The following is a 26,371-nucleotide window of genomic DNA, read 5'->3' as shown; positions in this document are numbered from 1 at the left end:
ATGGATCTTCGGGTCTGCGCCGCGTCGCTTCGCTCCTTGCTCCGCCCGTGGATGACGAAGCCAAGAGCGCGGCGCCTCTTACCTCCCCCTTGCGGGGAGGTCGGACCGAAGGTCCGGGTGGGGGTAAGCGCCCGACTTACGACAACTTCGCGATGATCGCCCGCAACGCTTCCCCAAACCGCCGCACCTCATCAATTGTGTTGTAGTGCACCAGCGAGGCGCGGACCGCGCCGCTGTCCATCGAGAGGTTGAGCCGCTTCATCAGCCGCGGCGCATACATATGGCCGTCGCGGATGCCGATCTGCATGGCGGCCATTTCCTCGACGATCCGCTGCGGCGACAGCTTGCCGATGTTGAAGCAGAAGGTCGGCACCCGCTCGTGGATCCGCGCTTCGTCGGCGACACCGTAAATCGTCGCACCGCAATCCTTCAGCACCTTCATCATCTCGCGCGCCAGCATCAGTTCGTAGTCGCGGATGGCGTTCATGCCGGCGACGATGTTGTCGCGGCGCGAGCGGTTGTTCTCGGCTAAGAAGTTGCGGCCGATCGATTCCAGGTAGCGCACGGCCGCGTCCATGCCGGAGACGTTCTCGTAGATGAAGGTGCCGGCCTCGACCTTGTAGGGCGGCTCGTCGGGAATGAAATCCTCGCGGAAGGTCGGCAGCCGCTTCAGCGTTTCGAAGCGGCCCCAGAGGAACCCCATATGCGGCGAGAAATTCTTGTAGCCGGAGCAGACGAGGTAATCGCAGTCCCAGGCCTGCACGTCGATCAGCCCGTGCGGCCCGTAATGCACACAGTCGAGGAACACTTCGGCGCCGGCCGCATGGGCGATCCTGCCCACCGAAGCAACATCGACGATCGAGCCGATCGAATGTGCCGTCACCGTGCAGGCGACGAGCCGGGTGCGCTCCGACACCAACGGCTTGAGGTCGTCGACATGAAGGTTGCCGTCCTCGCGCATGCGCCACCATTTGAACTTGGCGCCTGCCGGCTCCAGCGCCAGCCATGTGGCGATGTTGGCGTCATGGTCCATGTCGGTGATGACGATTTCGTCGCGTCCCCCATCTGTGTCTTTGGCAAGCATCTGGCCGATGCCGAGGCTGACCAGGCGGATGAACGAGGTTGCGTTCATGCCGAAGCAGATTTCGGACGGGCTGTAGGCGTTGATCAAAAGCGCGACACTTGTCCGCGCCTCGGCGACCGACTGGTCGACTGTGACGCTGCGGCCATAGCGGCCGCCGCGCTGCACATTGTGCGAAACCAGATGGTTGGTCACCGCGTCGAGCACGCTTTGCGGGATCTGCGCGCCGGCGGCATTGTCCAAGAAGATGAAATCGCCGGCTCGCTGGAGTGCCGGGAACATGCCCCGGATTTTTTCGACGGGGAATGCGGCGGCGTTCGTGGTGTCGGTCTGATGCTTGTTCACGGGGGGCACGCTCCTGCGGGACTAGGACGGGGATCGGTTGGTGAGGTCAGCGCTTCTTCTCGGTCTGGAAGCGGCGCTCGAGCAGGCTGACCAGACGGACCATCGGCCAGAGGAAGATGAGATAGACCAGCGCCGCGCCGATCAGCGGCGAGGGGTTGGCGTAGAGAGACTGCGCGTTGGTCGCTTCCTTGAGCAGTTCCGGCAACGCCACGGTCGAGGCAAGCGAGGTGTCCTTGAACATCGAGACGCAGTTGCTGGTCATCGGCGGGATGACGACACGGATCGCTTGCGGCAGCACCACCTTGCGCAGGGTGAGCAGGAACGGCAGGCCGAGCGCCTGCGCCGCCTCGAACTGGCCGCGCGGAATGCTTTCGATGCCGGAGCGGAACACCTCGGCCGAATAGGCCGACATGATGATGGCGAATGCGGTCACGGCGGATGCCCAGGACGACAGGCGGATGCCGAGGAAGGGCAGCGCGTAGTAGATCAGGATCAGCACCACCAGCACCGGCAGGGCGCGAAAGATGTCGGTGTAGCCGATGGCGAGCCAGCGCAGCGGCTTCGGCGCATAGAGCCGCACCAGGCTGATCGCCAGCCCCGCCGCGATGCCGATGACGATGCTCATGACGCCGAGCAGCAGCGTGTTGAGGAAGCCGCGCAGCAGGGCCGGCAGGCTGGACGCGATGACATCAGGATTGAAGAAGGTGTCGATCAGCGACATGGCAGCGTTCTCGAACCGTTTTGCGTCTCACAACGCTGGAGCCAAACCCGGAATAGCGAGATCGGCTTAGCCGAACGGATGGAGGTCCCGGGGGGTATTTCGTGAAAACGAGACGTGCCGGCCTTTCGAGCCGGCACGTCCCTGTTCTGTCCGTTGCCGCTCAGGCCTTGGGCAGCGGCATTTCCTTGACCGTGGAAGAGTCCGCCGGAGCATCGCTGTCGAACCACTTCTTGTGGATCGCGGCCAGTGTCCCATCCTTCTTCATCGCGCTCAGCGCGTCGTTGAGCTTGCCGAGCAGCGGGTGGTCCTTGGTCATCATCAAGCCGTATTGCTCGCCGGTCTTGATGCGTTCCTTGACGACCAGGTCCTTCATCTTCTTGAAGGAGTACTGCATGCCGGGAATGTCGCTGACGGCGGCATCGACGCGGCCGGCGCTGAGGTCGAGCAAAAGGTTCTGCTGCGTGTCGTAGCCCTTCACGTCGCTGAAGCCGTCGGCCTGCTGATGGTCCTTGACCCAGGTTTCACCGGTCGAGCCGGAAAGCACGCCTACGACCTTGCCCTTGAGATCGGCCTCGGCGTTGATCGCGCTATCGGCCTTGGTGGCGATGCCCATGTCGGAATCATAGTAAGGCTGTGAGAAGGACTGCGACTTCAGCCGCTCCTGCGTGATGGTGATCGAGGAGATGGCGACGTCGATGCGCTTGGAGGTGGTGGCGGCGAACAGCGCCTGGAAACCGAGGTCGGCGATGTCGGTGGTCATGCCGATGCGCTTGGCGGCCTCGTTGACGATATCGACCTCGAAACCCTCGAAGGTGCCGCTCTCGTTCTTGTATTCGAACGGCGGATTGGTCGGGTAGGCGCCGACATTGAGCACGTCCGCGGCGTAAGCCGTGGCGGGGCCGGCGGCGATGCCGATGGCGGCGGCCATGAGAAGCAGGTTGCGACGAGTAAAGCTCATTTGGTTTTCCCTCTGGGTCTTCCCTCTGGTTGTTGATCGGGCGGGGCTGACCCCGCACGGTTTCTTGCCGCCCCACCTCCCAGCGGGACGTCAATTCATGGCAGCGACCATACGTTCGAGCGCGGGCGCTAGGTGGTTGCGGTCGAGTTCTCGAGCGCGTACCGGATCGCGGACCTGGGCGCGCACGCCATCGCGCGCGCTGGACGACGACTGGGGCAACACAAACGACAAGGACTGAAACCCCTCCCACCAGCGATGGACTGCCCGGCAAGCCCCTTCCGGCGCGGCAGTCGCCATCCAGGATGCTATCCAAAGCGCTGCGCTTTTCAAGGCAAAAGTTTTAAGCTTAAAAAGTTCGGCGTACCTGTTGCTCCGCCGAAACGCCTTTCTAGCTCGACTGTTCTAGCCCAGCTCGGCGCGCGCGGCGGCACAGTTGGCCGCGGCGCCGGCGCCAAGAAACATCGTGTCGCTGGCCAGCACGAAGAAACTCGCGCCCACGGCCGCCCATCGGCCGGCATTCTGCGGGCTGGCGCAAAATATGCCGGCGGTCCTGCCCTGCGCGACCGTCGCGCCGATGATTGTCCCGATCGCCTCGGAGAGCCTGTCCGCGCCTGCTGGCCCGACCGCATCAATCGACACCGAAAGATCGCCAGGACCTACGAAGACAACGTCGATGCCATCGACGGCCGCGATCTCCTCGATGTTGGCGAGGCCTTCGGATGTCTCGACCTGGACCGCGACGACGATCCGGTCATTGGCGGCGGCAAGGTATTCGGGAATGCGATAGCCGTAGCCCGCGGCTCGTCCTGGGCCGACACCGCGCTCGCCGAGCGGCGGATAGCGCGAGGCCTTGACGGCCATCGCCGCCTGCGCCGCTGTCGAGACGCGCGGGATCAGCACGCCTTGCGCACCGCTGTCCAGCGCCGCCTGGATCGCTTCCGGCGCATGGCCGGGAACGCGCACCATCGCCGGCACGCGATGCACGTCGGCGGCGCGCACCATGGCTTCGATCGTCTCGCGCGAGATCTGCGCGTGCTCCCAGTCGATGCACAGGAAGTCGAGGCCGGACGACGCCATGACCTCGACGGCGACCGGATGGGGAATGGCGGCAAACGAGCCAATGAGGTTCGTCTTGCCGATGCATTTCCGGCGGAACTCGCTCATGCCGATACCCCTTTCGTGTTGCTCAATGCATATCTGCAAACGGCTGCGCGGCGAAGCTATTTCAGGCTTGAAATATTTTCACGCCGGCCTAGCGTGTGGCGTCCCGCCGCGAGTTTCCAAGATGATCAAGACGCATCCCCTGCACGGCCCGAACAGACTGAAGCTCGGCGTCTTCTCGACCAACGCCGATGGCGGCCTTGCCATCACCGATGTGCCGGAACGCTGGACCGCGAGCTGGCAGGACAATCTGACGGCTGCGCAGATCGCCGACCGCGCGGGTCTCGAATTCATGCTGCCGATCGCGCGCTGGCGCGGCTTCGGCGGCCGCAACAAGGTGCGCGAATTCTCGTTCGAGACCTTCACCTGGGCCGCGGCGCTGGCGGCCGTGACGGATCGGATCGGCCTCTTCATGACGGTGCATGTGCCGCTGGTGCATCCGCTCTACGCCGCCAAGGCGCTGGCGACGGTCGATCACATCAGCCAGGGCCGCGCCGGCTTGAACATCGTCTGCGGCTGGAACCCGAAGGAATTCGGCATGTTCGGCACGCCGCTGGTCGAGAAGGGTTATGACCAGGCGGCCGAGTGGATTGAAATCCTCGAGCGGCTTTATGCATCGAGCGAGCCACTCGACTATGAAGGCACTTATTATCGGCTGAAGGAGGCGGTGAGCCGGCCGGCCAGTCTTCAGGTTCCGCGCCCTGTGACCATGAACGCCGCTTTCGGCGGTCCGGGCCGGGATTTCGCCGCCGCCAGATGCGACTATCTGTTCACGACCTTCTCCGAGATGAACGATGCCGGCAAGCATGTCGCCGACATCGGCGAGCGCGCCGCAAAGGCGGGCCGCGATGTCGGCGTCTACACGGTTGCGCATGTCGTCTGCCGCCCGACCATGGAAGAGGCGCAGGCCTATTACGCGCGTTACGCCGTCACGATGGCCGATCACGAAGCGGTCGACGCGCATATGGCCGGCAAGAAGGAATTCTCCCAGTCGCACGACCCGCATGCCTATGACAGCTACCGGCAGCGTTTCGCCGGTGGCGCCGGCACCTATCCGTTGATCGGCACCCCGCAGACGATCGCCGCCGACATGGCTGCCATTGCCGCGCATGGCTACCAGGGGATCGCGCTGTCCTTCGTCAACTACACGCAGGAACTGCCCTATTTCTGCGACCATGTGCTGCCGATTCTGAGACAGGCAGGACTGCGCGGGTAACTATTCCGGTATCACAGCCGTCGCCTGGATCTCGACCTTGGCGCGATCTTCGACCAGCGCCACAACCTGCATGGCCGCCATCGCCGGAAAATGCCGGCCGATCACCTCGCGATAGGCCTCGCCGATGCCTTTGAGGTTGCCGACATACTCTGCCTTGTCGGTGAAGTACCATGTCATCGAGGTGATGTGCCGCGGCTCGCCGCCGGCTTCCGCAAGCACGGCAACGACGTTGGCGAGCGTCTGGCGCACCTGGCCGACGAAGTCGTCGGTCTCGAACCGGCATTCGGCATTCCAGCCGACCTGGCCGCCGACGAAGACAAGCCGGCCACGCGCGGCCACGCCATTGGCGTAGCCGATCGGTTTGGTCCAGCCTTCCGGCTGCAGAATGGTGTGCATGTCTAGCCTCCCCCTAATTCAAACTCGGTTCTCACGCCGCTCCCATGACCTGCCTGGCGATCACCACCTTCTGCACGTCGGAAGCGCCCTCATAGATGCGCAGCGCCCGGATCTCGCGATACAGGCTCTCGACGATGTGGCCCCTGCGCACGCCGTCGCCGCCATGCAGCTGCACCGCCTTGTCGATCACCTCCTGCGCCTTGTCGGTGGCGAAGAGCTTGGCCATCGCCGCCTCGCGCGTCACCCTTGCGGCGCCCATGTCCTTGGTCCAGGCGGCGCGATAGATCAGCAGGGCCGCGGCGTCGACATCGAGCGCCATGTCGGCGATATGGCCCTGCACCATCTGCAACTCCGCCATCGGCGCGCCGAACAGTTTCCGCTCGGCCACTCTGCTGACGCTCTCGTCTAGCGCGCGGCGCGCGAAGCCCAGCGCGGCCGCGCCGACGGTGGAGCGGAAGACGTCAAGCACCGACATGGCGATGCGGAAACCGTCACCGGGCTTGCCGATCAGGGCGGAGGCCGGGACGCGGACATTATCGAAGGAGAGTCTAGCCAGCGGGTGGGGGGCGATCACCTCCAGCCGCTCGGCGATGCCAAGGCCCTTGGCGTCGCCAGGCACGATGAAGGCGGAAATTGCTTTCGCACCCGGCGCCTCGCCTGTGCGGGCAAAGACGACGTAGAGATCGGCGATACCGCCATTGGAGATCCAGGTCTTTTCGCCCGACAGGACATAGTGGTCACCATCGCGAACGGCCGTCATCTCCATATTGGCGACATCGGACCCGGAGCGCGGCTCCGACAGCGCAAAAGCCGAGATCGCCCGCCCGGCCCGCGTCTCCTCCAGCCATCGCTGCTGGTCCGGCGTGCCGAACAGCGAGAGCGCCCCTGTGCCTAGTCCCTGCATGGCGAAGGCGAAGTCGGCGAGCCCGTCATGGCGGGCCAGCGTCTCGCGAGTGATGCACAGCGTGCGGACATCGAGCGGCCCGGGGTTGGCCGGGTCGAGCGCCGTCGGCTTCAGCCAGCTGTCACGGCCGAGCTTCGCCACCAGCGCGCGGCAGGCGGCGTCGACGTCGTGATGATCGACGGGAAGGTTTTTCGCGCACCAGGTTTCGAGGCGTTCGGCGAGTTCGCGGTGGCGGTCCTGGAAGAAGGGCCAGGAAAGGAAGGAGCGGTCAGGCATAGGTGCCTCCGCCGTGCTTGGAGCGCCGCGCTTTACGGCGCCCCCCTCTGTCCTGCCGGACTTCTCCCCTTCTTCTAGGGGGGAGATTGGCAGCTCCGCCGCCGGCACGATTCCTGCGACGTAGGAGATTTGCGAAAGCGGACGCGACATCCAATCTCCCCCCTTGAGGGGGAGATGTCCGGCAGGACAGAGAGGGGTGCTGTCCCGCCAACGTCTCTAACAATCCGTCCATCCTCAATTCCCCTCGAACACCGGCTTTTCCTTGGCCGCGAACGCCTTGTACGCCCGCTCGAAATCGCCGGTCTGCATGCAGATCGCCTGCGCTTGCGCTTCCGCCTCGATCGCCTGGTCGAGGCCCATCGACCATTCCTGGTTGAGCTGCGTCTTGGTGATGCCGTGCGCGAAGGTTGGCCCTGAAACGATTCGGGCCGCCATCTCGAGCGCGTCTGCCTCAAGCGCTGCCGGCTCGACCAGACGGTTGTAGAACCCCCAGCGCTCGCCTTCATCAGCCGTCATGGTGCGGCCGGTGTAGAGCAGTTCGGCCGCGCGCCCCTGGCCGATGATGCGCGGCAGGATCGCGCAGGCGCCCATGTCGCAGCCGGCAAGCCCGACGCGCGTGAACAGGAAGGCGGTCTTGGCCTCAGGCGTGGCGATGCGGATGTCGGAGGCCATGGCGATGATCGCGCCAGCGCCGACTGCCACGCCGTCGACGGCGGAGATGATCGGCTTGCCGCAATTGAGCATCGCCTTGACGAAGTCGCCGGTCATGCGCGTGAAGGCAAGCAGCGCCTTCATGTCCATCTTGACCAGCGGCCCGATGATGTCGTGGACATCGCCGCCCGAGCAGAAATTGCCGCCATTGGGTAGGAACACCACGGCATCGACATCGTCGGCGTAGACGAGGTCGCGGAACGTATCGCGCAGTTCCGCATAGCTGTCGAAAGTCAGCGGGTTCTTGCGCTCCGGCCGGTCGAGCCGGATTTTCGCGATCCGGCCGTCGACCTGCCAGAGGAAGTTCTTCGGCTTGAGCCTGGCCATGGCGCTCATTCGCGTCCCTCCCAATTGCTGCGGAACGATTTCAGCATGCCGGTCAGCCTGCGCGCCTCGTCCTCGCTGACATTGCCGAGCAGCTCGCCGACCCAGGTCTCATGCGCGGCGGCGATCGCGGCGAAAGACTTCGAGCCTTCCTCGGTCAGCCGCACCATCGAGGTGCGACGGTCGCCATTGCGGCGCGCCCGCGTCACCAGGCCTTCGGAAACCAGCCGATCGACGATGCCGGTAACATTGCCGTTCGACACCAGCAGGAAGCGCGACAGGTCGCTCATCAGCATGCCCTCCGGCGAGCGGTAGAGCGCCGCCATGACATCGAAGCGCGGCAGCGTGGTGTCGAACTCCTTCTTCAGCCGCTCGCGCAGTTCGGCCTCGATGGTGCGCGAGGCGCGCAGCAGGCGTATCCACAGCCGCAGCCTGTCCTTGCCCGGCCCGGCGGAGGTCGGTCCCGCTACCATGTTTCGCCTCCCGAGACCGAGATCGCCTGCCCGGTGATCGACCGCGCGGCGTCGCTGCACAGCCACAGCACCGCCGAGGCAACTTCTCCGGGCTGGATGAAACGCCCTTGCGGATTTGTCGCCGACAGGGTCTGCCGCGCTTCCTCGACTGAACGGCCGGTCTTCTCGACGATGCGCTGGATGGACACCTCCAGCATGTCGGTGTCGACGAAGCCCGGGCAGACGGCGTTGACGGTGATACCGGATTTGGCGGTCTCGGCGGCCAAAGCGCGCATCAGACCGACGACGCCATGTTTGGCTGCCACATAAGGAGCGACATAGGCATAGCCTTTCAAGCCTGCGGTCGAGGCGACGAAGACGATGCGTCCTTCTTTACGTGCCAGCATACCGGGCAACGCCGGCTTTACCGTCAGGAAGGCGCCAGTGAGGTTGACGTCGAGCGTGCGCTGCCAGTCGGCCAGTGAAGTCCGGTGCGCCGGCGCGCTGCCCGCCATGCCGGCATTGGCGACGACGATGTCCAACGGCCCACGCGCGGCTTGCGCCTTCTCGTACAGGACCGTCATTTCGGCTTCGTCCGTGACATCGGCGGCGATGCCGAAGATGCGGCCGTTCTCGCTGGCGACCTCGGCAAGGGCTGGCTCGCGCCGGCCGCAAATGGTGACGTTGACGCCGGCGCCGGCCAGTGCCAGCGCGATAGCCCGGCCGACACCGGAGCCGCCGCCGGTGACGAGGGCGTGCTTGCCTGTGATTTCCCGCGCCGTGCTCATACCTTGAGCCCCGCGGCCGCTTCGCGCTCCGCCAGCCGGTAGACCTGGTCGCGCCCGGGCAGATAAGGATCCGGCCATTTGACTCCGCGGTCGCCGAGCGTCACCGCCGCATGCAGCGTCCAGTAGGGATCGGCAAGATGCGGCCGCGCCAGCGCCACCAGATCGGCGCGGCCGGCCATCAGGATCGAGTTGGCGTGGTCGGGCTCGTAGATGTTGCCGACCGCCATCGTCGCCATGCCGACCTCGTTGCGGATGCGATCCGAGAACGGCGTCTGGAACATGCGGCCATAGACCGGCCTGGCGGCGATCGAGGTCTGGCCAGCCGAGACATCGCAGAGATCGACGCCGGCCTCATGCAGCAGTCTTGCGATCTCGACAGCGTCCGAAGGCGTGACGCCTTCGATGCCGACCCAGTCATTGGCCGAGATGCGCATCGAGATCGGTTTCTCGGCCGGCCATACCGCGCGCACCGCATGGAAGATTTCCAGCGGATACCGCATGCGGTTTTCCAGCGAACCGCCATACGCGTCGGTGCGGCGGTTGGTCAGCGGCGTGATGAAGGCCGACAGCAGGTAGCCATGCGCGGCATGGATCTCCAGCATGTCGAAACCGCAGCGCGCGGCCATCTCGGCCGAGGCGACGAACTGGTCGCGGACCAGATCCATGTCGGCGCGGTCCATCGCCTTCGGCACCTGGTTCTTCGGCGACCATGGCACGGCCGAAGGCGCCATCACCGGCCAGTTGCCGGAAGGCAGCGGCACGTCCGTTCCTTCCCAACCGACCCGTGTCGAGCCCTTGGCGCCCGAATGGCCGATCTGGGCGCAAATCTTTGCTTCGGTCTCGGCATGTACGAAATCGACCAGCCGCGTCCAGGCGATCTCATGCTCCGGCTTGTAGAAGCCGGGGCATCCGGGCGTGATGCGTCCCTCCGGGCTGACACAGGTCATCTCGATATAGAGCAGCCCCGCGCCGCCCTTGGCGCGCTCGGCATAATGCGAAAAATGCCAGTCGGTCGGGCAGCCGTCGACCGCCTTGTATTGCGCCATCGGCGAAACGACGATGCGGTTGTTGAGCGTCATGTCGCGCAGCTTGAACGGCGCGAACATCGGCGCGCGGCGTAAGCTGTTGCCGCCGGCACCGGCCTTGCGCTGGAACCACTCCTCGGCGCCCGCCAGCCATTCGGCATCACGCAGGCGAAGGTTCTCATGGCTGATGCGCTGCGAGCGGGTAAGCAGCGAATAGTTGAACTGAACTGGATCGAGGCCGAGATATCGTTCGACTTCCTCGAACCATTCGAGCGAATTGCGCGCCGCCGACTGCAGTTTCAGCACTTCGGTGCGCCGCGCATCCTCGTATTTGCGGAAGGCCGCCTCGAGGTCGGGCTCGGACTCGACATAGTCGGCCAGTGCCACAGCGCTTTCCAGCGCCAGCTTGGTGCCGGAACCGATCGAGAAATGCGCCGACGCCGCGGCGTCGCCCATCAGCGCCAGGTTCTTGTACGACCAGCGTTCGCACAGCACGCGTGGGAAGTTGATCCAGGCCGAACCTCTTATGTGGTTGGCGTTGGTCATCAGCGGATGGCCGCCGAGATGGTTTTCGAAGATGCGCTCGCAGACCGCGATCGATTCCTGCTGCGTCATTTGGCCGAAGCCGAAAGCGGCCCAGGTCTCTTCGCTGCATTCGACGATGAAGGTCGCGGTCTCGCTGTCGAACTGGTAGGCATGCGCCCATACCCAGCCATGCTCCGTCTTTTCGAAGATGAAGGTGAAGGCGTCGTCGAATTTCTGCGTCGTGCCGAGCCACACGAACTTGCATTTGCGGGTGTCGATGTCCGGCTTGAAGACATCGGCGAAGGTGGCGCGGGACTTCGAGTTCAGCCCGTCGGCCGCGACCACCAGGTCGTGTGTTTCCATGAACGGCCTGGGGTCCGAAATATCGGTCTCGAACATCATCTTGATGCCGAGCTCGCGGGCGCGGCGCTGCAGCAGGACCAACAGCCGCTTGCGGCCGATGCCGCAGAAGCCATGGCCGGAGGAGACGGTTCGCACGCCGTCATGGATGACGGCGATATCATCCCAATAGGCAAAATGCTTCTTGATCCAGACTGCGCTGACCGGGTCGTTCCTGGTCAGGTTCTCCAGCGTTTCGGCCGACAGCACCACGCCCCAGCCGAACGTGTCGTCCGCGCGGTTGCGCTCATAGACCGTCACCTCATGCGCGGCGTCGCGCAGCTTGAGCGAGATAGCAAAGTAGAGTCCGGCCGGTCCGCCGCCGAGAACCGCAACCTTCATGTCTTGCGATCTCCTCTAGAGCAATTCCAGGAAAAGTGCGTAGCGGTTTTCCGTCCTGAATTGCGTGTAACGCTCCAAGGGCATCCGGAACCGCTGTCTTCAACAGCGGCTCCGGGTCACAGTATCATGCTCGAAGCAAATTATTTCAAGCTTAAAGTTTCATAATTGAACGGTTGTTTCGCGAGGACTCCTGCGCGTGCCGGCCGCGTTACTTGGCGGGGTCCTTTGGACTCCATAGCACCGTCTCGGCGCCCTTCTCATACGCCATCCCTTCGGGATAGCTGATCGCTTCGAGCTGCAGGCCCCAGGGTGCCTGGAAATAAAGGATGGTCTGGCCTGCCGCGGGCCCTTCCTTGACCGGCAGCGGCCCCAGCCTGGTCTTCACGTCCTTGGCGTCGAGATAGGCTTTCGCCGCTGCGACGTCGTCGACATAGAAGGCGATGTGGAAGCCGCCGATGTCGCTGTTCTTCGGCGTCAGATCCTTCTGGTCGGGCGCGGTGTATTTGAACAGTTCGATGTTCGATCCATAGCCGCAGCGGACCATGGTGATCTCCTCGATCATCGCCTTCGGATCGACGCCGAGCAGGTCTTGCATGAAGGTTCCCTTGTCGTCGGCGAACGGCCCGAAGGCCATCGCCTTCTTGCAGCCGACGACATTGGTGAAGAAGTCGACGGCCTGCTTCATGTCGGGCACGGTGATGCCGGTGTGGTCGTGTCCGTGCATGCCGGGGATCGAATCCGCCGAGGCAGCTCCCATTGCCCAGGACAAGGAGGCCGCGAGGATCGCCGCCTGGATTGCATGTTTCATGTCACCCTCCATTGGCGGGCTGGCTTTACGTCGCGCACATCCGAGGCCCGCTGATCGGCATGCGGTTACTCAAAACTCACTTCATGCCGGCGCCTTGGGCCGCAGCCAGTCCGCGTCGATTTCCGGCAGCGGAATGGCGGCCAGCAGGTCGCGCGTGTAAGTCTCCTTCGGGTTCTGGAACAGCGCGTCGGTGGCGCTGGCCTCCACGATCATGCCTTCGCGCATGACGATGACCTGCTGGCACAGCCGCCTTATCACCGACAAATCGTGGCTGATGAAGGCGACCGTCAGCCCCATCTCGGCCGCCAGCTTTTCCAGCAGCGTCAGGATCTGCGCCTGCGTCGAGACGTCGAGGCCGGAGACGATCTCGTCGGCCAGCACGAATTTCGGCGACAGCGCCAGCGCCCGTGCGATGCCGACGCGCTGGCGCTGGCCGCCCGACAGCTCGTGGCGGTAGCGGCTGGTAAAATTCTGCGGCAGGCCGACGCGCTCCAGGGCTTCCGCGACGCGCTCCTTCAGCCTGTCGCCGAGGCCGTTCTGCCTTAGCGGTGCAGCGATGATGTTGAAGATCGTGTGCCGCGGATTGAGCGACGACATCGGATCCTGGAAGATCATCTGCAGGTCGCGGCGCAGCGGCCTCAGCCGGGCTTCCGAAAGATGGCCGATGTCGCGTCCCTCGAAGTGGATCGAGCCGGCGCTCGGCTCGATCAGCCTGACCAGCGCGCGGCCGAGCGTCGACTTGCCCGAGCCGGATTCGCCGACGATGCCGGTGACCGATCCTTTCGGCAGGTCGAAGTCGAGCCCCTTGAGGATCTCGGCCAGCGGCGCCCGGCCGATCAGCGGTTTGCGCGTCATGTCGGGCAGCGCCACTTTCAGCCCGCGCACGGAAAACAGCGGCTCAGCCATGGCTGGGCCTCCATGCCTGGTCGGCGGCTGCGATCTCCGCCGCCAGCCCGGCGAGCACGCTCTCGTCCACCGGCTTCAGCGACGCGAGCGGATCGGTGTAGCGCGGTGTCGCTGCCATCAGCGCCCGCGTGTAGGGATGCTTGGGATCCGCGAAGAGATCGGCGGTGTCGGCTTCCTCGACCACCTTGCCGGCATAGAGCACCGACACTTTCTGGCTGATCTTGGCGACGACGCCGAGATCGTGGGTGACGAACAGGATCGCCGTGCCATGGTCGCGCTGCAATTGCGCGATCAGCCGCAGGATCTGCTTCTGCACGGTCACGTCCAGCGCCGTCGTCGGCTCGTCGGCGACGATCAATCGAGGCTCCGCCGCGAAGGCCGCCGCGATCAGCACGCGCTGCCGCATGCCGCCGGACAGCTCGTGCGGATAGCATTTCAGCACGCGTTCGGGGTCGCGGATCTGCACCTCGTCGAGCAACTGGCGGATACGCTTGTCGGCTCTCTCGCCGCTCCAGCCAAGGATACGCACCAGCCGGTCCGTCATCTGCGAGCCGATGCGGCGCGACGGGTTGAGCGCGGTCAGCGGATCCTGCGGGATCAGCGCCGTGCGCGCGCCGATCAAGGTCCGGCGTGCCTTGGCATCGAGCCGGCCGAGGTCCTCGCCCTCGATCAGCATGTCGCCTTCGACGATGCGCACGCTTTTAGGCAGCACGCCGAGCACCGCCTTGCCGATCATCGTCTTGCCGGCTCCACTCTCGCCGACCAGCGCACGCACTTCGCCTGGCTGGACTGAGAGCGAGACCGAACGCAGCACGCGCTGGCCGTTGGGGAGCACGGCGCTCAATCGGCGGATATCGAGGCACGCGCTCATCGCAGCACCGGATCGAAGCGCGCCTTCAGCGCCTCGCCGAACTGGCTGAAGGAGAGCACGGTGAGGATCAGGGTGATCAGCGGGAACACCAGCACCCACCAGGCCTGATGGATCGACAGCCGGCCCTCGGCGATGATGCTGCCCCAGGTCGGATCGTCGGTCGAGATCGACAGATTGACGAAGGACAGGATCGCCTCGACGATCACGGCAATGCCCATTTCGAGCGACAGCAGCGCCACCACCGACGGCAGCACATTGGGCAGCACCTCGCGCAGCATGATGCCGATGCGGCCATAGCCGGCGATGCGCGCGCTTTCGACATAATCCATACGCGCCTGGCTCATCGCTTCGGCGCGGATCACCCGGCAGAAGCGCGTCCAGTCGATGATCGCAATGGCCAGGATGACGGAACTTAGACCGGTGCCCAGCACGGCGACCAAGAGGATGGCGAACAGCACCGGCGGGAAGGCCATCCAGACGTCGACGATGCGCGAGATGATGCGGTCCGCCCAGCCGCCGAAATAGCCGGCGATCAGCCCCAGTGTCGAGCCGAGAAGGCAGGCGGACGTCGCCGCCGCGAAGGCGACGATGAAGGCGATGCGGCCACCGAAGATCAGCCGTGACAACAGATCCCGGCCGAGACTGTCGGTGCCCAGCCAATAGCCGGGCTCGGCGCCATCGAGCCAGAACGGCGGCAGCCGCTCCAGCATCAGGTCCTGCGCCAGCGGGTCCTGCGGCGCAACGAGCGGCGCGAAGACGGCGGCGAGCAGCGCCAGCAGAAGCCAGCCGCCGGCAAGCCACAGCCTCGGGCTCAAACCGCGCCTGGCGACACGAGCCTCATCCATGGCGCAGCCTCGGATTGAGCAGCGCATACGTCATGTCGACGGTAAGGTTGATCAGCACGAAGAGCAGCGCGAACACCAGCACGATGCCCTGGATCAGCGGCAGGTCGCGGTTGATGACGGCGTCGATCGCCATGTTGCCGAGGCCCTCATAGGAGAACAGCCGCTCGACGATGACCGTGCCGCCGATCAGGAAGGTGAACTGCACGCCGACCAGCGTCAGCGTCGGCAGCGCCGCGTTCTTCAGCGCCTCGCGCAGGATCACCTGCGTCTCGGAAAAACCCTTGACCCGTGCCAGCACGACATAGTCGAGGTCGAGCACCTCTTTCAGCGACTGCTTCAGGAGCTGTGCGATGATCGCCGCCAGCGGCAACGCCAAGGCCACAGCCGGCATCAGCATGTGTTTCAGCAGGTCCCAGGTGAGGTCGAATCGAAGCCTGAGAATGCTCTCGACAAGATAGAACTGGGTGACGAAGGGCAAATCGAGCTGCGGCGACACCCGGCCTGAAATATCGAACACGGGGATAAGCACGCCGAAGAGCAGGATCAGCACCAGGCCCCACAGGAAATCGGGGATGGAGAGCGTTGCGCCGCTGGCGATGTCGATGCCGGCCTCGATCGCCGTGCCGCGCGAGCGGGCGCCGAGGATCGCGGCCGTGGCGCCGATCGCGATCGCCATCAGCAGCGCCACGGTCGCCAGCTCCAGCGTCGCCGGCAGCCGGTTGAAGACGAGGCCAAGCACGTCCTGGCGCAGCGAGATCGAGGTGCCGAAATCGCCGTGCAGCACGCCGCCGAGCCAGATGAAGAACTGCTGCACGATGCTCTTGTCGAGCCCGTACAGCGCGCGCAGCCGCGCGATGTCATCATTGCTGGCACCCGGCGGCAGCATCATGGCGATAGGGTCGCCGGGCGCGACGCGGATGACGACGAAGACGACGATGGCGACGCCGAACAGCGTCACCAGCATCGTCACAAGACGAACGAGGAATCTCTGCAGCAGCATGCGCGCCTGTATGCCCAATGGCGATTGCGCGCCGCCCGAACGAGCGGCGCGCGCGGCAATCCATGGCCGACGATCAGGCCGCCGGGGTCATCAGCGCCGGCAGCAGCGCGCCGGATACATGCTGCACGACATTGACCTTCTTCGAATGCACGATCGGCTGCGCATACTGTATCAGCGGCAGCACATAGGCCTGTTCGGCGATGTACTTGTCGACAGCCTTCCAGCCGGCGATGCGCTTGGCCTCGTCCTTCTCGCCCCACAGCGGGTTGATCATGTCGATCAGGTCCTGGCTGTCCCACACCGAATGCGGGCTCGGGCCATACATGGCGAAACCGGTCGAGGTGGTCGGGTCGCCGATCGAGTTGCCCCAATTGTAGAAGGCGGCCGGCGCCAGCTTGTCGGCGGCGCGCAGCTCGTAGTGCTTGGCGATCTCGTAGACCTCGATCTTGGCCTCGATGCCGACCTTGCGCCACATGCCGACGATCGCCTGGATCATCTCATAGTCCTTGGGCTTGAAGCCCTTGGTTGTCTGTATGGTGAACTTCACTGGCTTCTCCGGCGAATAGCCGGAGGCGGCAAGCAGTTCCTTGGCCTTGTCCGGATTGTGCTCGACCTTGATCGAGGCATCGAAGGCCGTGTATTCCGGCGTCTCCAGCGTCGCGATCGGCTGGCCGTAGCCGCGCAGCAGCCGCTTGACCAAGAGCTCCTTGTCGACAGCCATCACGGCCGCCTGGCGGACGTTCTTGTCCAGCATCGCCTCGATGTCGTTGAAGAAGATCATGCCGATGTCGGAGACGTTCTTGACCGAGCCGGCCAGCCCGTCCTTGGCGATCAGCCGGTCATATTCCTCATAAGGAATTTCGAGCGTCACCTGCGAGGAGCCGGATTCGATCTCGGCGACGCGGCTCGCCGCGTCGGTGACGAACTTGATCGTCACATTCTCGAAGGCCGGCTTGTTGCCCCAATAGTTTGGATTGGCCTTGAGCCGCAGGAAAGCGTTGCGCTCGAACTTGTCGACCATATACGGGCCGGTGCCGATCGGCGCCTTCTCGAAACCTTCGGCGCCCACCTTCTCGTAATAAGCCTTGGGCAGGATGTATCCGGTCAGGAACGACATCCACTTGAAATAGACCGGATCGAACTGCACCACGTCGCCGGTGATCTTGTTGCCGTCGATCTTGAAATTGTTGACGTTCTTCCAGACGAACTGGATCGGGTTGCCGGTCTTCTCGTCGCCCGCCCGCTGCAGCGACCACACCACGTCCTCGGCCGTGAAGGGCGAGCCGTCATGCCATTTGACGCCGTCGCGCACCGTCATCGTCACCTTGGTGCGGTCGTCGTTCCAGCCCCATTCGGTAAGCAGGCCCGGCGTGAAGGAGAGGTCCGGCTTCTGGCCGATGATCTGGTCGAACACCGACTGGTAGAGGCCCTGGATTGTCGGGTTCACCGCCGAGGGTCCGGTCGTCGGGTCCCAGGACGGCAGGTTGACGTTGTAGGCGATGGTGAGTTCGTCCGCCGCCTTTGCCACCTTCGTCAGCCCGAGCGTCGCCGCACCGATCGCTGCGGCGCCGTAGCCAAGCAAGTCGCGTCTGTTGATGGTCATGGTCGTTCCCCTTGTTGGTTGTCCATTTTTGGTTGTCATTGTCCGCGCGGCGTTTTCATTCGGTAGGTCTGGTGGGCAACCGCGCCTTGTCCATCCCGGAATTCTAGTTACCTCCCAACTGTTGGGCGAGCATATAACCGGACCCCGCGCCGGTGCCGGCTCCGGGCCATGTCGCGGCGCCGGTCAGGTAGAGGTCGGCGACAGGCGTGTTCCAGCGCGCGAAGGACCGCGCCGGGCGGAAGAGAAAATTCTGGGCCAGGTGGTGGCTGCCGCAAATCTGGTCGCCGCCGACAAGGTTCGGGTTCTCGCGCTCGAGGTCGAGCGGCGAGAAGACTGCACGGCCGAGGATCTTCCGGCGCAGCCCCGGCGCGTAGCTCTCGATGATGTCAAGCACGCGTTCGGCATAGGCCTCCTTCACCGCATCCCAGTGAGCGGGCGCGATCTTGCCGGCCGCGTCGCCGGCAATCTCGGCCGGCAGCATGCGTACCTGCACCCACAGCACATGCTTGCCGTCCGGCGCCCGCGACGGGTCGACGGTCGTCGGCTGGCCGACGACGAGCACCGGCTGGTCGGGCAGCAGGCCGGCGATCGCCTGCTCGTAGACGCGCGACATGGCGTCGAGCGACGGCGCCAGATGCACATAGGCGAACTGGCGAAGCTCGGCGCCGGCGCTCCAGTCCGGCAGATCGTTCAACGCCAGATGGATCATCATCGTGCCCGGCGCATGGCGGAACTTCTTCATCGCCGTGTCGAAGCCGGCGTCGCCGGACCCGTTGGGCAGCAGCTTGCCCGGCAGCGCTTTCGGCGCGACACCGGCAATGACGGCCGTGCGTGCGACGTGGGTTTCGCCAGATGCCAGCCGCACCCCGGTTGCCTTCCCGCCGGTGGTCGTGATCTCGGCGATTTCCGCGTCGGTCGTGATCTTGCCGCCGGCCGCCGTCACCATGCCGGCCAGCGCGCGGATGATGGTGTCGGCGCCGCCCTTGCCCAGCACCATGCCAAAACTCTGGTTGGCCATCGATTCCAGGTAGGGGAACACGGCGCCACCGGCGATGTCGGGCGCGAAGTCGAGATGCATGCCCCAGGCCGCGAGCGTCGTGCGGACTTGCGGCGTCTCGAAATTGTCTTCCAGCCAGGCGCGGGGAGAGGAGAGCAGCAGCCGTCCCGTATCGAGCGCGCCGGCGAGACCCTTCTTGCGCCACAGCTTCCAGCCCGTGCCGGCAAGCGCCCGTGCGCTCATCGGTGATCCCAGCAGGCGGAACAGATGTTCGGCTTCACCCGGAAAGGCTGAGACCAGCCGACGCCATGTCTCTGCGTCCGCAGCCGAGAAGGCGGCCAGTCGCGACGTGGTTTTTTCCAGATCGTTGCTGACGCCGAACCATGTCCCGTCCGGGAATGCGCTGGCGAAACAGTCCGCCACCGGTGCGAATTCCAGCCCGTGGCTTTTCAATTCATTTGCATATTTCCGGTGGAACGCGGAGCCGGCGAAGAGGCTCAGATTCATCGCGCCGAAATCATGCCGGAAACCGGGAAGCGTGTATTCGGCGGTCCGGACCGCGCCGCCGATTGCCTGGCTGCGCTCGAAAACCGCGATTTTCCAGCCCTTGAGCGCCAGATGCGCGGCGCATGCCAGACTGTTGTGGCCCGCCCCGACAAAAATGGCGTCGAACTCGCTCACGCCCCGCCCCGAAAATGCTTTATGCTTAAAGATAATTGCAGATGCATATGTTTTCGTCTAGTAGGTATATTAAGGGCCGCAACGAGCCTCGATGATCACGCACAAGAGGGAACGAAAGACCATGGACACGCAGAAACTTCTCGGCGAGGTCGCCAGCCAGCTGCTTTCGGGAGGAATCAAGGTGGTCGACCTGACGGCGCCACTCGGCCCCGATACGCCGCTGATCAAGCTGCCGCCGGAACTCGCCGTCGATACGCCGAAGGTCGAGATCCATCAGATTTCCAAATACGACAAGAACGGTCCGTGGTGGGCCTGGAACTGGCTGAAGCTCGGCGAGCATTCGGGCACGCATTTCGACGCGCCGCAGCACTGGATCACCGGCAAGGACTATCCGGACGGCGCCACCGACACCATTCCGGCGCAGAATTTCATCGGCCCGGTCAACGTCATCGACTGCTCCAAAGAGTCTGCCGCGGACCACGACTTCCTGCTCACCGTCGACTACATCAAGGCCTGGGAGGCAAAGCATGGCGCCATCAATCCCGGCGAATGGGTGGTGATGCGCACCGACTGGTACAAGCGCAACGGCTCGGAAGCCGAGTTCCTCAACGCCAACGAGACCGGCCCGCATACGCCCGGACCGACGGCGGAAGCCATCCAGTTCCTGATCAGCAAGGACATCAAGGGCTGGGGTTCGGAGACGATCGGCACCGACGCCGGCAAGGCCGGCGGCATGGAGCCGCCATTCCCGGCGCACACGCTGATGCACAAGGCCAACCGCTACGGGCTGGCCAGCCTGTGCAATCTCGACCAACTGCCGGCGAAAGGCGCGATTCTGATCGCAGCACCCCTCAAGATCGAGCACGGCACCGGCAGCCCGATCCGCGCGCTGGCGCTGGTACCGGGCAAATAGGCGAGGCGGCGGTCTTCGGGAGAAGATCATGCGCGAGGGCGATGGAGTGACGATGGGTGATGGGTGGCAGCCTGCAGAGGCTGGCGCTCTACGCGAAGGAACGCGGCTTAGCCCGATTGGCCTCCTGTCACTCAAGGGCAACCTCCGATGACCGCCCCCGATCACATCATCGTCGGCAGCGGCATCAACGCCCTGGTCTGCGCGGCGATGCTTGGCGCCAAGGGCGCCAAGGTATTGGTGCTCGAGCGTAACGACCGCGTCGGCGGCTGCATGCGCACCGAGGAGATCACGGCGCCCGGCTTTATCCATGACGTGATGGCGACGACCTTCGTCCTGTTCATCACGTCGCCGGCCTTTGCCGCGCTCGGCAAGGATCTTGCGCGGCATGGGCTGGAGTTCTGCCACACCTCTACACCCACCGGTGTGCTCACGCCCGACGGTGCCCATGCCGTGCTCACCACCGACCGCGCCGCTAACATCGCGGCGTTGAACCGGATCGCGGCCAGCGACGGCGACTGCCACGGCGGCGATGTCGGCGACATCGAACGCAATGCCGGGCTGCTCTTCGGCCTGCTCGGCGGCGGGCTCTGGTCCTATCCGACGACCAAGCTGCTGGCCGGCGAGGCCTGGCGACGCGGCCCGCGCAACCTTGCGGCTTTCATGGGCGAGGCGCTGGTGCCCGCGCGGAGTTGGTTGGAAACGACTTACAGTTCGGACGTCGTCCGCGCGCTCTGGGCGCCCTGGGTGCTGCACGCCGGGCTCGGACCGGAAGACGCCTTCTCCGGCCAGATCGCCAAGGTCATAGCCTTCGCGCTGGAGGCCGCCGGCGCGCCGATCGTCAAGGGCGGCGCCAGGAACCTGCTTGCCGCTTTCGAGGCTTTGATCAAGGAGCGCGGCGGCGAAATCCGCGTCAACGCCGATGTCGCTTCGATCGTCCAGGCTGGCGGCCGCGCCAGCGGCGTGCGGCTCGTCTCCGGCGAGACGTTGAACGCGACGAAAAGCGTGATCTGCTCGGTGACGCCGACGCAGCTCTACAACCGCCTGCTCGGCGATGCGGCCTCCAAGCGCGACGTCGAGGCGGCGCGCGGCTATCGCTACGGCAAGGGCAACTTCCAGGTCCACTACGCGCTGGACAAGCCGCCGGCCTGGCGTGGCGAGGGCCTCGACAAGGTGGCGCTGCTGCATCTTACGCCGGGGCTCGACGGTGTCTCGAAAGCCTGCAACGAGGCGGTGCGTGGCCTGCTGCCGGAGGTGCCAACCATCTGCGTCGGCCAGCCGCATGCGCTCGACCCATCGCGCTGTCCGCAGGGCAAGGCGATCCTATGGCTGCAGTTGCCCGAGGCGCCGCGCCACATCAAGGGCGATGCCGCCGGCAAGCTGGAAGCGCCCGCCGACGGCCGCTGGACGGAGGCGCTGCGCGAGGCCTATGCCGACCGTGTCGAGGCGATCCTTGCCCACCACATCGACGGTTTTCGCGAGACGGTCATCGCGCGTCGCGCCTGTTCGCCGGCCGATCTGGAAGCGATGAACATCAACCTGGTCGGCGGCGATCCCTATGGCGGTTCGTCCACCATCGACCAGTCCTTCCTATGGCGGCCGTTCAAGGCAAGCCGCAACCATGAGACCGGCGTCAAGGGCCTCTACCATATCGGCGCCTCGACCCATCCCGGCGCCGGCCTTGGCGGCGGCTCAGGCTTCCTTTTGGCGGGGAGGCTGTGATGGACCAGAAGCCTCTCGAAAAACGCCAGCGCATCTCGACCCTCGGCCAGATCGGCCTGCAGCAATTCGCGCCCTATCTGATGAACCGCATCATGGGCCGCTACAACGCCACTTTGCGCGAGGATTTCCGCAAGCAGGGCCTGACCATTCCGCAGGTGCGCACGCTGGCTGTGCTGTCGGTCACCGATGGCGTCACCGTCAACGACCTGTCGGTCTACACCGTGATCGAGCAATCGACCTTGAGCCGCACGCTCGACACGCTGGAAGGCCAAGGCCTTGTGCGGCGCGAGCAGGGCGTCACCGACAGCCGCTTCCGCCATGTGTTCCTGACCGATGATGGGCGGGCGCTCTTCACCCGCGCGTGGCCCGCCATGCATGACGCCTTCGAGGCGATGTTCGACGGTGTCGACGACGCCGAATATGCCGCGCTGATCGCGATCCTGCAGAAGATGCTGAAGAATATCCGCAAGCACGACATTTGAGTTTGGCGTACGCGCCGCCCGGCTGATGGCGGCAACGAACGGAAGGAGGCAGGAATGGCCGAACGGTCTTTTGCCAAGGAAGTCGAGAAGCTGAGGTTAGGGGCCAGCGAGGAATTCGCCGGCGAGGGCATCCTCGCCATCACCAAGGCGCTGCTGCAATGCGGCGTCGGCTATGTCGGCGGCTACCAGGGCGCGCCGATCAGCCACTTGATGGACGTGCTCGCCGATGCGCAGGAGATTCTGGGTGAGCTCGGCGTGCATTTCGAGGCGAGCGCCTCGGAAGCCACCGCCACCGCCATGCTTGCCGCCTCCGTGCATTACCCGATCCGCGGCGCGGCCACCTTCAAGTCGACGGTCGGCACCAATGTCGCTTCGGATGCGCTGGCCAATCTGGCGTCCGGCGGCGTCACCGGCGGCGCGCTGATCATCGTCGGCGAGGACTATGGCGAAGGCTCCTCGATCATGCAGGAGCGCAGTCACGCCTTTGCCATGAAGAGCCAGGTCTGGCTGCTCGACCCGCGCCCGAACCTGCCGTCGATCGTCAAGGCGGTCGAGGACGGCTTCGAATTGTCCGAGGTCTCCAACACGCCGGTCATGCTGCAGGTGCGCATCCGCTGCTGCCACGTGCACGGCCACTTCATCGCCAAGGACAACAAGCGCCCGCCGATGTCGGTCGCCGATGCGCTGTCGGCGCCGCGCCGCGACACCGGCCGCATCGTGCTGCCGCCCGCCTCCTTCCTGCATGAGAAGGAGAAGGTCGCCAAGCGCTGGCCGGCTGCGGTCGACTTCATCAAGAGCCGCAAGATCAACGAGATGTTCGGGCCTGACCATGGCTCGGTCGGCATCGTCATGCAGGGCGGCATGTACAATTCCGTAATCCGCGCGCTGCAGCGGCTCGGCCTTGCCGACACCTATGGCGACACCGACGTGCCGCTCTACGTGCTCAACGCCGTCTATCCGCTGGTCGACGATGAATTCCTGTCCTTCTGCGAAGGCAAGCAGGCGGTGCTGGTCGTCGAGGAAGGCCAGCCCAATTATATCGAACAGGCCTTTGCCGCGATGCTGCACAAGGCCGCGCGCGGCACCAAGCTGGTCGGCAAGGAGCACCTGCCGATGGCCGGAGAATATACCGGACAGGTGATGCTCGACGGCATCGGCTCTTTTCTGCGGGCGCACGCCCCGCATCTGCTGCCGGGCGAGGTGCGGGCGCCAAACAAGCTGGGCGACGGCGTCGATACCGCCGATCTCATCAATGTCGTTCCAGGTCGCCCGCCGGGCTTCTGCGTCGGCTGTCCCGAGCGGCCGATCTTCGCGGCGACCAAGCTGGTCGAGCAGGAGCTCGGCAAGCACCACATCGCTTCCGACATCGGCTGCCATCTGTTCTCGATCATGCCGCCATTCGAGCTCGGCGCCACCACCATGGGGTATGGGCTTGGGCCGGCCTCGGCCTCCGCCTTCAACTCGCCGGAGGCAAAACGCCGTTCGATCTCCTTCGTCGGCGACGGCGGCTTCTGGCACAATGGCCTGACCTCCTCGATCGGCAACGCGGTCTTCAACAAGAATGACGGCGTCATCGTCATCGTCGACAATTTCTATTCGGCTGCGACGGGTGGCCAGGACATCTTGTCGTCACGCGCGTCGAACCGGACCAAGTCGACCAAACATCCTATCGATGAAGCGGTGAAGGGTATGGGCGTCAAATGGCTGCGCCATATCGACCGCACCTATGATGTCGGCAAGATGCAGGCCACGCTGCGCGAGGCGCTGACGACGGAGGAGAAAGGGCCGAAGGTCATCGTCGCCTCGTCCGAATGCATGCTGAACCGCCAGCGCCGCGAGAAGCCGCTGGTCGACAAGGCGATCAAGGGTGGCGAGCGAGTGGTAAAGCCGAAGTTCGGCGTCGACGAGGACATCTGCACCGGCGACCATGCCTGCATGCGGCTCTCCGGCTGTCCGTCGCTGTCGGTGAGGTCGCTCGACGATCCGCTGCGCGACGATCCTGTCGCCTCGATCGACCAGAGCTGCGTCGGCTGCGGCAATTGCGGCGAGGTGGCGGATGCCGCGGTGCTCTGCCCGTCCTTCTACCGTGCCGATGTCGTGCACAACCCGGGCCGCTGGGACCGTTTCCTGGAAAGCGCGCGCCGCGCCGTGATCGGTCTGTTGCAGCGGCGCCGCGAGAGCCGCCGCTTGATGTTCGCCGATGCTTGAGCAGGCTTCACCCTTGCGCCCGAAGGCGGGCGCCTCTGACGACGAGCGGGTGATAAAGCTCGCCGTGCTTGCCGTCGGCGGCCAGGGGGGCGGTGTGCTTGCCGACTGGATCACCGATGTCGCCGAGCGTAACGGCTATATCGCGCAGTCGACGTCCGTGGCGGGCGTTGCCCAGCGCACCGGCGCCACGATCTACTATATCGAGATGGCCCGTGACACTGGCCGGCTGCCGGTCTTCGCGCTGTCGCCGTCGCAAGGCGACGTCGACATCCTGATCGCCGCAGAGCTGATGGAAGCCGGTCGCGCCATCATCCGCGGCTTCGTCACGCCCGAGCGCACGACGCTGATCACCTCCTCGCACCGCATCGCCGCCGTCTCCGAAAAGATCGAGCCGGGCGATGGCCGCGCCTCGTCGGACAAGGTGCATGCGACGGCTCAGGCTGCCGCAAAGCGTTTCATCGCCTTCGACATGGAAAAGATCGCCGCCGAGAACGGCACCATGATCTCGGCCAGCCTGCTCGGCGCGCTGGCCGGCTCCGACGCGCTGCCCTTCACCCGCGAAAGCTACGAGCAGGCGATCGGCGCCGGCGGCCGCGGTGTAAAAGCAAGCCTCGCCGCCTTCGGCGCCGCCTGTGACCGTACGCGCGGCATCGCGCCCGCTGCGGTGGGCGAAAAGGCGGCCGGGAAACCTGCGGCCCCCGAAGCGCGTCAGGCGAAAGTGAGCGGGCCGGAAATCCTTTTGAAGGGCTGGCAAGAGCTTGCCGGCCGCGTCGCGGCGCTGCCGCAACCGTTGCGCGACATGGCCGAACGCGGCCTGAAGAAAGTCGTCGACTACCAGGACATCGCCTATGGCGGCGAATATCTCGACCGGCTGGACAAGGCGGTTGCGCTGGACGATGCGGGCCGCGGCTTCGCGCTGTCGATCGCGGCGGCGAAACATCTCGCCAACGCCATGTGCTACGACGACATGATCCGCGTTGCCGATCTCAAGACACGTTCGACGCGAGACAAGCGGGTGCGCAAGGAGGTCGGCTTCAAGGAAGGCTCCGTCCTGCAGGTGACCGAGTACTTCCATCCGCGCATCGAGGAATTCTGCGGCACGCTGCCGGCGGGCCTTGGCAGCTACATCGAGAACCGGCCGAAGCTCGCCGCCTTCCTCGACCGCCGCATCAATCGCGGACGTCGCATCCGCACCGACAGCTTCACCGGCTTTGCCATGCTGTGGTTCATCGGCGGCCTACGCCGCTGGCGCCGCCGCCTGCTGCGCCACAGGATAGAGGTCGAGCATCTGGAGCGCTGGTACGAACTGGCGCTCGGCTATGTGCGTGAGGACTATGCTTTAGCCACCGAGATCCTGAACTGCCGCCGGCTGATCAAGGGCTACAGCGACACGCACGCCCGCGCCCAGTCGAAATTCGATCGCGTGCTATCGGCGCTCGCCATGCTCAAGGGCCGCGACGATGCCGCCGACTGGATCCGCCGCCTGCGCGAGGCGGCGCTGAAGGACGAGAAGGGCGACATGCTGGATGGCGCGCTGAAGACGGTGGCGACGTTGGGCGACAACCCGGCTTGACTTCACCGAAACGTTCGTGATTGGCCGATACCTCTCAGCTTCGTCATCCACGGGCGGAGCGGGAGGAAGCGGACGCGGAGACCCGAGGATCCATTCCGTGACCTTAGCCGGGGGATGCAGCGGAGCAGAATTTTGCACCGT

At 65.0% G+C, this 26,371-nt stretch carries 23 protein-coding genes; 6 read left to right on the top strand and 17 right to left on the bottom strand.

Going from position 1 to position 26,371, the window contains the following annotated elements; genetic code table 11:
* Nucleotides 1–136 precede the first annotated feature (136 nt).
* The 4 genes from AC0L2L_RS19360 to AC0L2L_RS19345 form a co-directional block, all read right to left on the bottom strand.
* Nucleotides 137–1,426, bottom strand: coding sequence for a cysteine desulfurase-like protein (locus tag AC0L2L_RS19360; RefSeq protein WP_473580270.1), 1,290 nt, complete (start codon nt 1,424–1,426; stop codon nt 137–139).
* Nucleotides 1,427–1,472: 46 nt separating this feature from the next.
* Nucleotides 1,473–2,147: an amino acid ABC transporter permease gene (locus AC0L2L_RS19355; protein WP_473580268.1), complete on the bottom strand. Its 675-nt coding sequence runs from the start codon at nt 2,145–2,147 to the stop codon at nt 1,473–1,475.
* 160 nt (nt 2,148–2,307) lie between these two features.
* On the bottom strand, nt 2,308–3,105 hold the full coding sequence (locus AC0L2L_RS19350; protein WP_473580267.1) for an ABC transporter substrate-binding protein: 798 nt from the start codon (nt 3,103–3,105) through the stop codon (nt 2,308–2,310).
* 402 nt (nt 3,106–3,507) lie between these two features.
* Nucleotides 3,508–4,269, bottom strand: coding sequence for an HpcH/HpaI aldolase family protein (locus AC0L2L_RS19345; protein WP_473580265.1), 762 nt, complete (start codon nt 4,267–4,269; stop codon nt 3,508–3,510).
* A 121-nt stretch (nt 4,270–4,390) separates the two neighbouring features.
* Between AC0L2L_RS19345 and AC0L2L_RS19340 the strand changes: the two genes are divergently transcribed.
* Complete coding sequence (locus AC0L2L_RS19340) at nt 4,391–5,482, top strand: LLM class flavin-dependent oxidoreductase (RefSeq protein ID WP_473580264.1); 1,092 nt, start codon at nt 4,391–4,393, stop codon at nt 5,480–5,482.
* Here the strand turns inward: AC0L2L_RS19340 and AC0L2L_RS19335 are convergent, their stop codons facing one another.
* The 13 genes from AC0L2L_RS19335 to AC0L2L_RS19275 form a co-directional block, all read right to left on the bottom strand.
* Nucleotides 5,483–5,878, bottom strand: coding sequence for a RidA family protein (locus AC0L2L_RS19335; protein WP_473580262.1), 396 nt, complete (start codon nt 5,876–5,878; stop codon nt 5,483–5,485). It abuts the gene before it with no gap.
* A 31-nt stretch (nt 5,879–5,909) separates the two neighbouring features.
* Entirely contained in the window at nt 5,910–7,058 is a 1,149-nt protein-coding gene (locus tag AC0L2L_RS19330) for an acyl-CoA dehydrogenase family protein (RefSeq protein WP_473580260.1), read from the bottom strand.
* A gap of 234 nt (nt 7,059–7,292) precedes the next feature.
* Complete coding sequence (locus tag AC0L2L_RS19325) at nt 7,293–8,105, bottom strand: enoyl-CoA hydratase family protein (RefSeq protein WP_473580258.1); 813 nt, start codon at nt 8,103–8,105, stop codon at nt 7,293–7,295.
* Entirely contained in the window at nt 8,102–8,566 is a 465-nt protein-coding gene (locus tag AC0L2L_RS19320; RefSeq protein WP_473580256.1) for a MarR family winged helix-turn-helix transcriptional regulator, read from the bottom strand. Before AC0L2L_RS19320 ends, AC0L2L_RS19325 begins: the two co-directional genes overlap by 4 nt.
* On the bottom strand, nt 8,560–9,333 hold the full coding sequence (locus tag AC0L2L_RS19315) for an SDR family NAD(P)-dependent oxidoreductase (protein WP_473580255.1): 774 nt from the start codon (nt 9,331–9,333) through the stop codon (nt 8,560–8,562). The genes AC0L2L_RS19320 and AC0L2L_RS19315 overlap by 7 nt, the downstream gene beginning before the upstream one ends.
* On the bottom strand, nt 9,330–11,624 hold the full coding sequence (locus AC0L2L_RS19310; protein WP_473580254.1) for a bifunctional salicylyl-CoA 5-hydroxylase/oxidoreductase: 2,295 nt from the start codon (nt 11,622–11,624) through the stop codon (nt 9,330–9,332). The genes AC0L2L_RS19315 and AC0L2L_RS19310 overlap by 4 nt, the downstream gene beginning before the upstream one ends.
* Before the next feature lie 208 nt (nt 11,625–11,832).
* On the bottom strand, nt 11,833–12,432 hold the full coding sequence (locus AC0L2L_RS19305) for a VOC family protein (protein ID WP_473580253.1): 600 nt from the start codon (nt 12,430–12,432) through the stop codon (nt 11,833–11,835).
* A gap of 81 nt (nt 12,433–12,513) precedes the next feature.
* The gene (locus AC0L2L_RS19300; protein WP_473580251.1) at nt 12,514–13,338 is read right to left on the bottom strand and encodes an ATP-binding cassette domain-containing protein; all 825 of its coding nucleotides are present in this window, start codon (nt 13,336–13,338) and stop codon (nt 12,514–12,516) included.
* The gene (locus AC0L2L_RS19295) at nt 13,331–14,209 is read right to left on the bottom strand and encodes an ABC transporter ATP-binding protein (RefSeq protein ID WP_473580249.1); all 879 of its coding nucleotides are present in this window, start codon (nt 14,207–14,209) and stop codon (nt 13,331–13,333) included. The genes AC0L2L_RS19300 and AC0L2L_RS19295 overlap by 8 nt, the downstream gene beginning before the upstream one ends.
* A complete protein-coding gene (locus tag AC0L2L_RS19290) occupies nt 14,206–15,054 on the bottom strand; it encodes an ABC transporter permease (RefSeq protein WP_473580247.1) in 849 nt (282 codons plus the stop codon). The genes AC0L2L_RS19295 and AC0L2L_RS19290 overlap by 4 nt, the downstream gene beginning before the upstream one ends.
* Nucleotides 15,047–16,054 carry an ABC transporter permease gene (locus tag AC0L2L_RS19285; protein WP_473580245.1) on the bottom strand — a complete coding sequence of 336 codons (1,008 nt, stop codon included), beginning with the start codon at nt 16,052–16,054 and terminating at the stop codon, nt 15,047–15,049. Before AC0L2L_RS19285 ends, AC0L2L_RS19290 begins: the two co-directional genes overlap by 8 nt.
* A 73-nt stretch (nt 16,055–16,127) precedes the next feature.
* Entirely contained in the window at nt 16,128–17,657 is a 1,530-nt protein-coding gene (locus AC0L2L_RS19280; protein WP_473580244.1) for an ABC transporter substrate-binding protein, read from the bottom strand.
* Between the two features lie 103 nt (nt 17,658–17,760).
* On the bottom strand, nt 17,761–19,335 hold the full coding sequence (locus tag AC0L2L_RS19275) for a phytoene desaturase family protein (RefSeq protein WP_473580242.1): 1,575 nt from the start codon (nt 19,333–19,335) through the stop codon (nt 17,761–17,763).
* Nucleotides 19,336–19,456: 121 nt separating this feature from the next.
* Here AC0L2L_RS19275 and AC0L2L_RS19270 point away from each other — a divergent pair, with 121 nt between their 5' ends.
* From AC0L2L_RS19270 to AC0L2L_RS19250, 5 genes are all read left to right on the top strand, one after another.
* Nucleotides 19,457–20,248, top strand: coding sequence for a cyclase family protein (locus tag AC0L2L_RS19270; protein WP_473580241.1), 792 nt, complete (start codon nt 19,457–19,459; stop codon nt 20,246–20,248).
* A gap of 147 nt (nt 20,249–20,395) precedes the next feature.
* Nucleotides 20,396–21,967, top strand: a complete 1,572-nt coding sequence (locus AC0L2L_RS19265; RefSeq protein ID WP_473580239.1) for a phytoene desaturase family protein — start codon at nt 20,396–20,398, stop codon at nt 21,965–21,967.
* Complete coding sequence (locus AC0L2L_RS19260; RefSeq protein ID WP_473580237.1) at nt 21,967–22,449, top strand: MarR family winged helix-turn-helix transcriptional regulator; 483 nt, start codon at nt 21,967–21,969, stop codon at nt 22,447–22,449. Before AC0L2L_RS19265 ends, AC0L2L_RS19260 begins: the two co-directional genes overlap by 1 nt.
* Before the next feature lie 54 nt (nt 22,450–22,503).
* Nucleotides 22,504–24,657: a thiamine pyrophosphate-dependent enzyme gene (locus tag AC0L2L_RS19255; RefSeq protein ID WP_473580235.1), complete on the top strand. Its 2,154-nt coding sequence runs from the start codon at nt 22,504–22,506 to the stop codon at nt 24,655–24,657.
* Entirely contained in the window at nt 24,650–26,230 is a 1,581-nt protein-coding gene (locus AC0L2L_RS19250) for an indolepyruvate oxidoreductase subunit beta family protein (RefSeq protein ID WP_473580234.1), read from the top strand. Before AC0L2L_RS19255 ends, AC0L2L_RS19250 begins: the two co-directional genes overlap by 8 nt.
* The last annotated feature ends 141 nt before the right edge of the window (nt 26,231–26,371 follow it).

This window comes from Mesorhizobium sp. WSM4832, from assembly GCF_055811115.1.
This window is presented reverse-complemented; position numbering and strand designations above follow the sequence as displayed.

Coding starts and splice junctions, on each gene's coding strand:
- AC0L2L_RS19315 (WP_473580255.1), bottom strand. CDS start 9,333: ATGAGCACGGCGCGGGAAATCACAGGCAAGCACGCCCTCGTCACCGGC.
- AC0L2L_RS19250 (WP_473580234.1), top strand. CDS start 24,650: ATGCTTGAGCAGGCTTCACCCTTGCGCCCGAAGGCGGGCGCCTCTGAC.
- AC0L2L_RS19310 (WP_473580254.1), bottom strand. CDS start 11,624: ATGAAGGTTGCGGTTCTCGGCGGCGGACCGGCCGGACTCTACTTTGCT.
- AC0L2L_RS19270 (WP_473580241.1), top strand. CDS start 19,457: ATGGACACGCAGAAACTTCTCGGCGAGGTCGCCAGCCAGCTGCTTTCG.
- AC0L2L_RS19335 (WP_473580262.1), bottom strand. CDS start 5,878: ATGCACACCATTCTGCAGCCGGAAGGCTGGACCAAACCGATCGGCTAC.
- AC0L2L_RS19290 (WP_473580247.1), bottom strand. CDS start 15,054: ATGGATGAGGCTCGTGTCGCCAGGCGCGGTTTGAGCCCGAGGCTGTGG.
- AC0L2L_RS19355 (WP_473580268.1), bottom strand. CDS start 2,147: ATGTCGCTGATCGACACCTTCTTCAATCCTGATGTCATCGCGTCCAGC.
- AC0L2L_RS19285 (WP_473580245.1), bottom strand. CDS start 16,054: ATGCTGCTGCAGAGATTCCTCGTTCGTCTTGTGACGATGCTGGTGACG.
- AC0L2L_RS19305 (WP_473580253.1), bottom strand. CDS start 12,432: ATGAAACATGCAATCCAGGCGGCGATCCTCGCGGCCTCCTTGTCCTGG.
- AC0L2L_RS19345 (WP_473580265.1), bottom strand. CDS start 4,269: ATGAGCGAGTTCCGCCGGAAATGCATCGGCAAGACGAACCTCATTGGC.
- AC0L2L_RS19280 (WP_473580244.1), bottom strand. CDS start 17,657: ATGACCATCAACAGACGCGACTTGCTTGGCTACGGCGCCGCAGCGATC.
- AC0L2L_RS19265 (WP_473580239.1), top strand. CDS start 20,396: ATGACCGCCCCCGATCACATCATCGTCGGCAGCGGCATCAACGCCCTG.
- AC0L2L_RS19340 (WP_473580264.1), top strand. CDS start 4,391: ATGATCAAGACGCATCCCCTGCACGGCCCGAACAGACTGAAGCTCGGC.
- AC0L2L_RS19350 (WP_473580267.1), bottom strand. CDS start 3,105: ATGAGCTTTACTCGTCGCAACCTGCTTCTCATGGCCGCCGCCATCGGC.
- AC0L2L_RS19295 (WP_473580249.1), bottom strand. CDS start 14,209: ATGAGCGCGTGCCTCGATATCCGCCGATTGAGCGCCGTGCTCCCCAAC.
- AC0L2L_RS19260 (WP_473580237.1), top strand. CDS start 21,967: ATGGACCAGAAGCCTCTCGAAAAACGCCAGCGCATCTCGACCCTCGGC.
- AC0L2L_RS19325 (WP_473580258.1), bottom strand. CDS start 8,105: ATGAGCGCCATGGCCAGGCTCAAGCCGAAGAACTTCCTCTGGCAGGTC.
- AC0L2L_RS19330 (WP_473580260.1), bottom strand. CDS start 7,058: ATGCCTGACCGCTCCTTCCTTTCCTGGCCCTTCTTCCAGGACCGCCAC.
- AC0L2L_RS19320 (WP_473580256.1), bottom strand. CDS start 8,566: ATGGTAGCGGGACCGACCTCCGCCGGGCCGGGCAAGGACAGGCTGCGG.
- AC0L2L_RS19300 (WP_473580251.1), bottom strand. CDS start 13,338: ATGGCTGAGCCGCTGTTTTCCGTGCGCGGGCTGAAAGTGGCGCTGCCC.
- AC0L2L_RS19255 (WP_473580235.1), top strand. CDS start 22,504: ATGGCCGAACGGTCTTTTGCCAAGGAAGTCGAGAAGCTGAGGTTAGGG.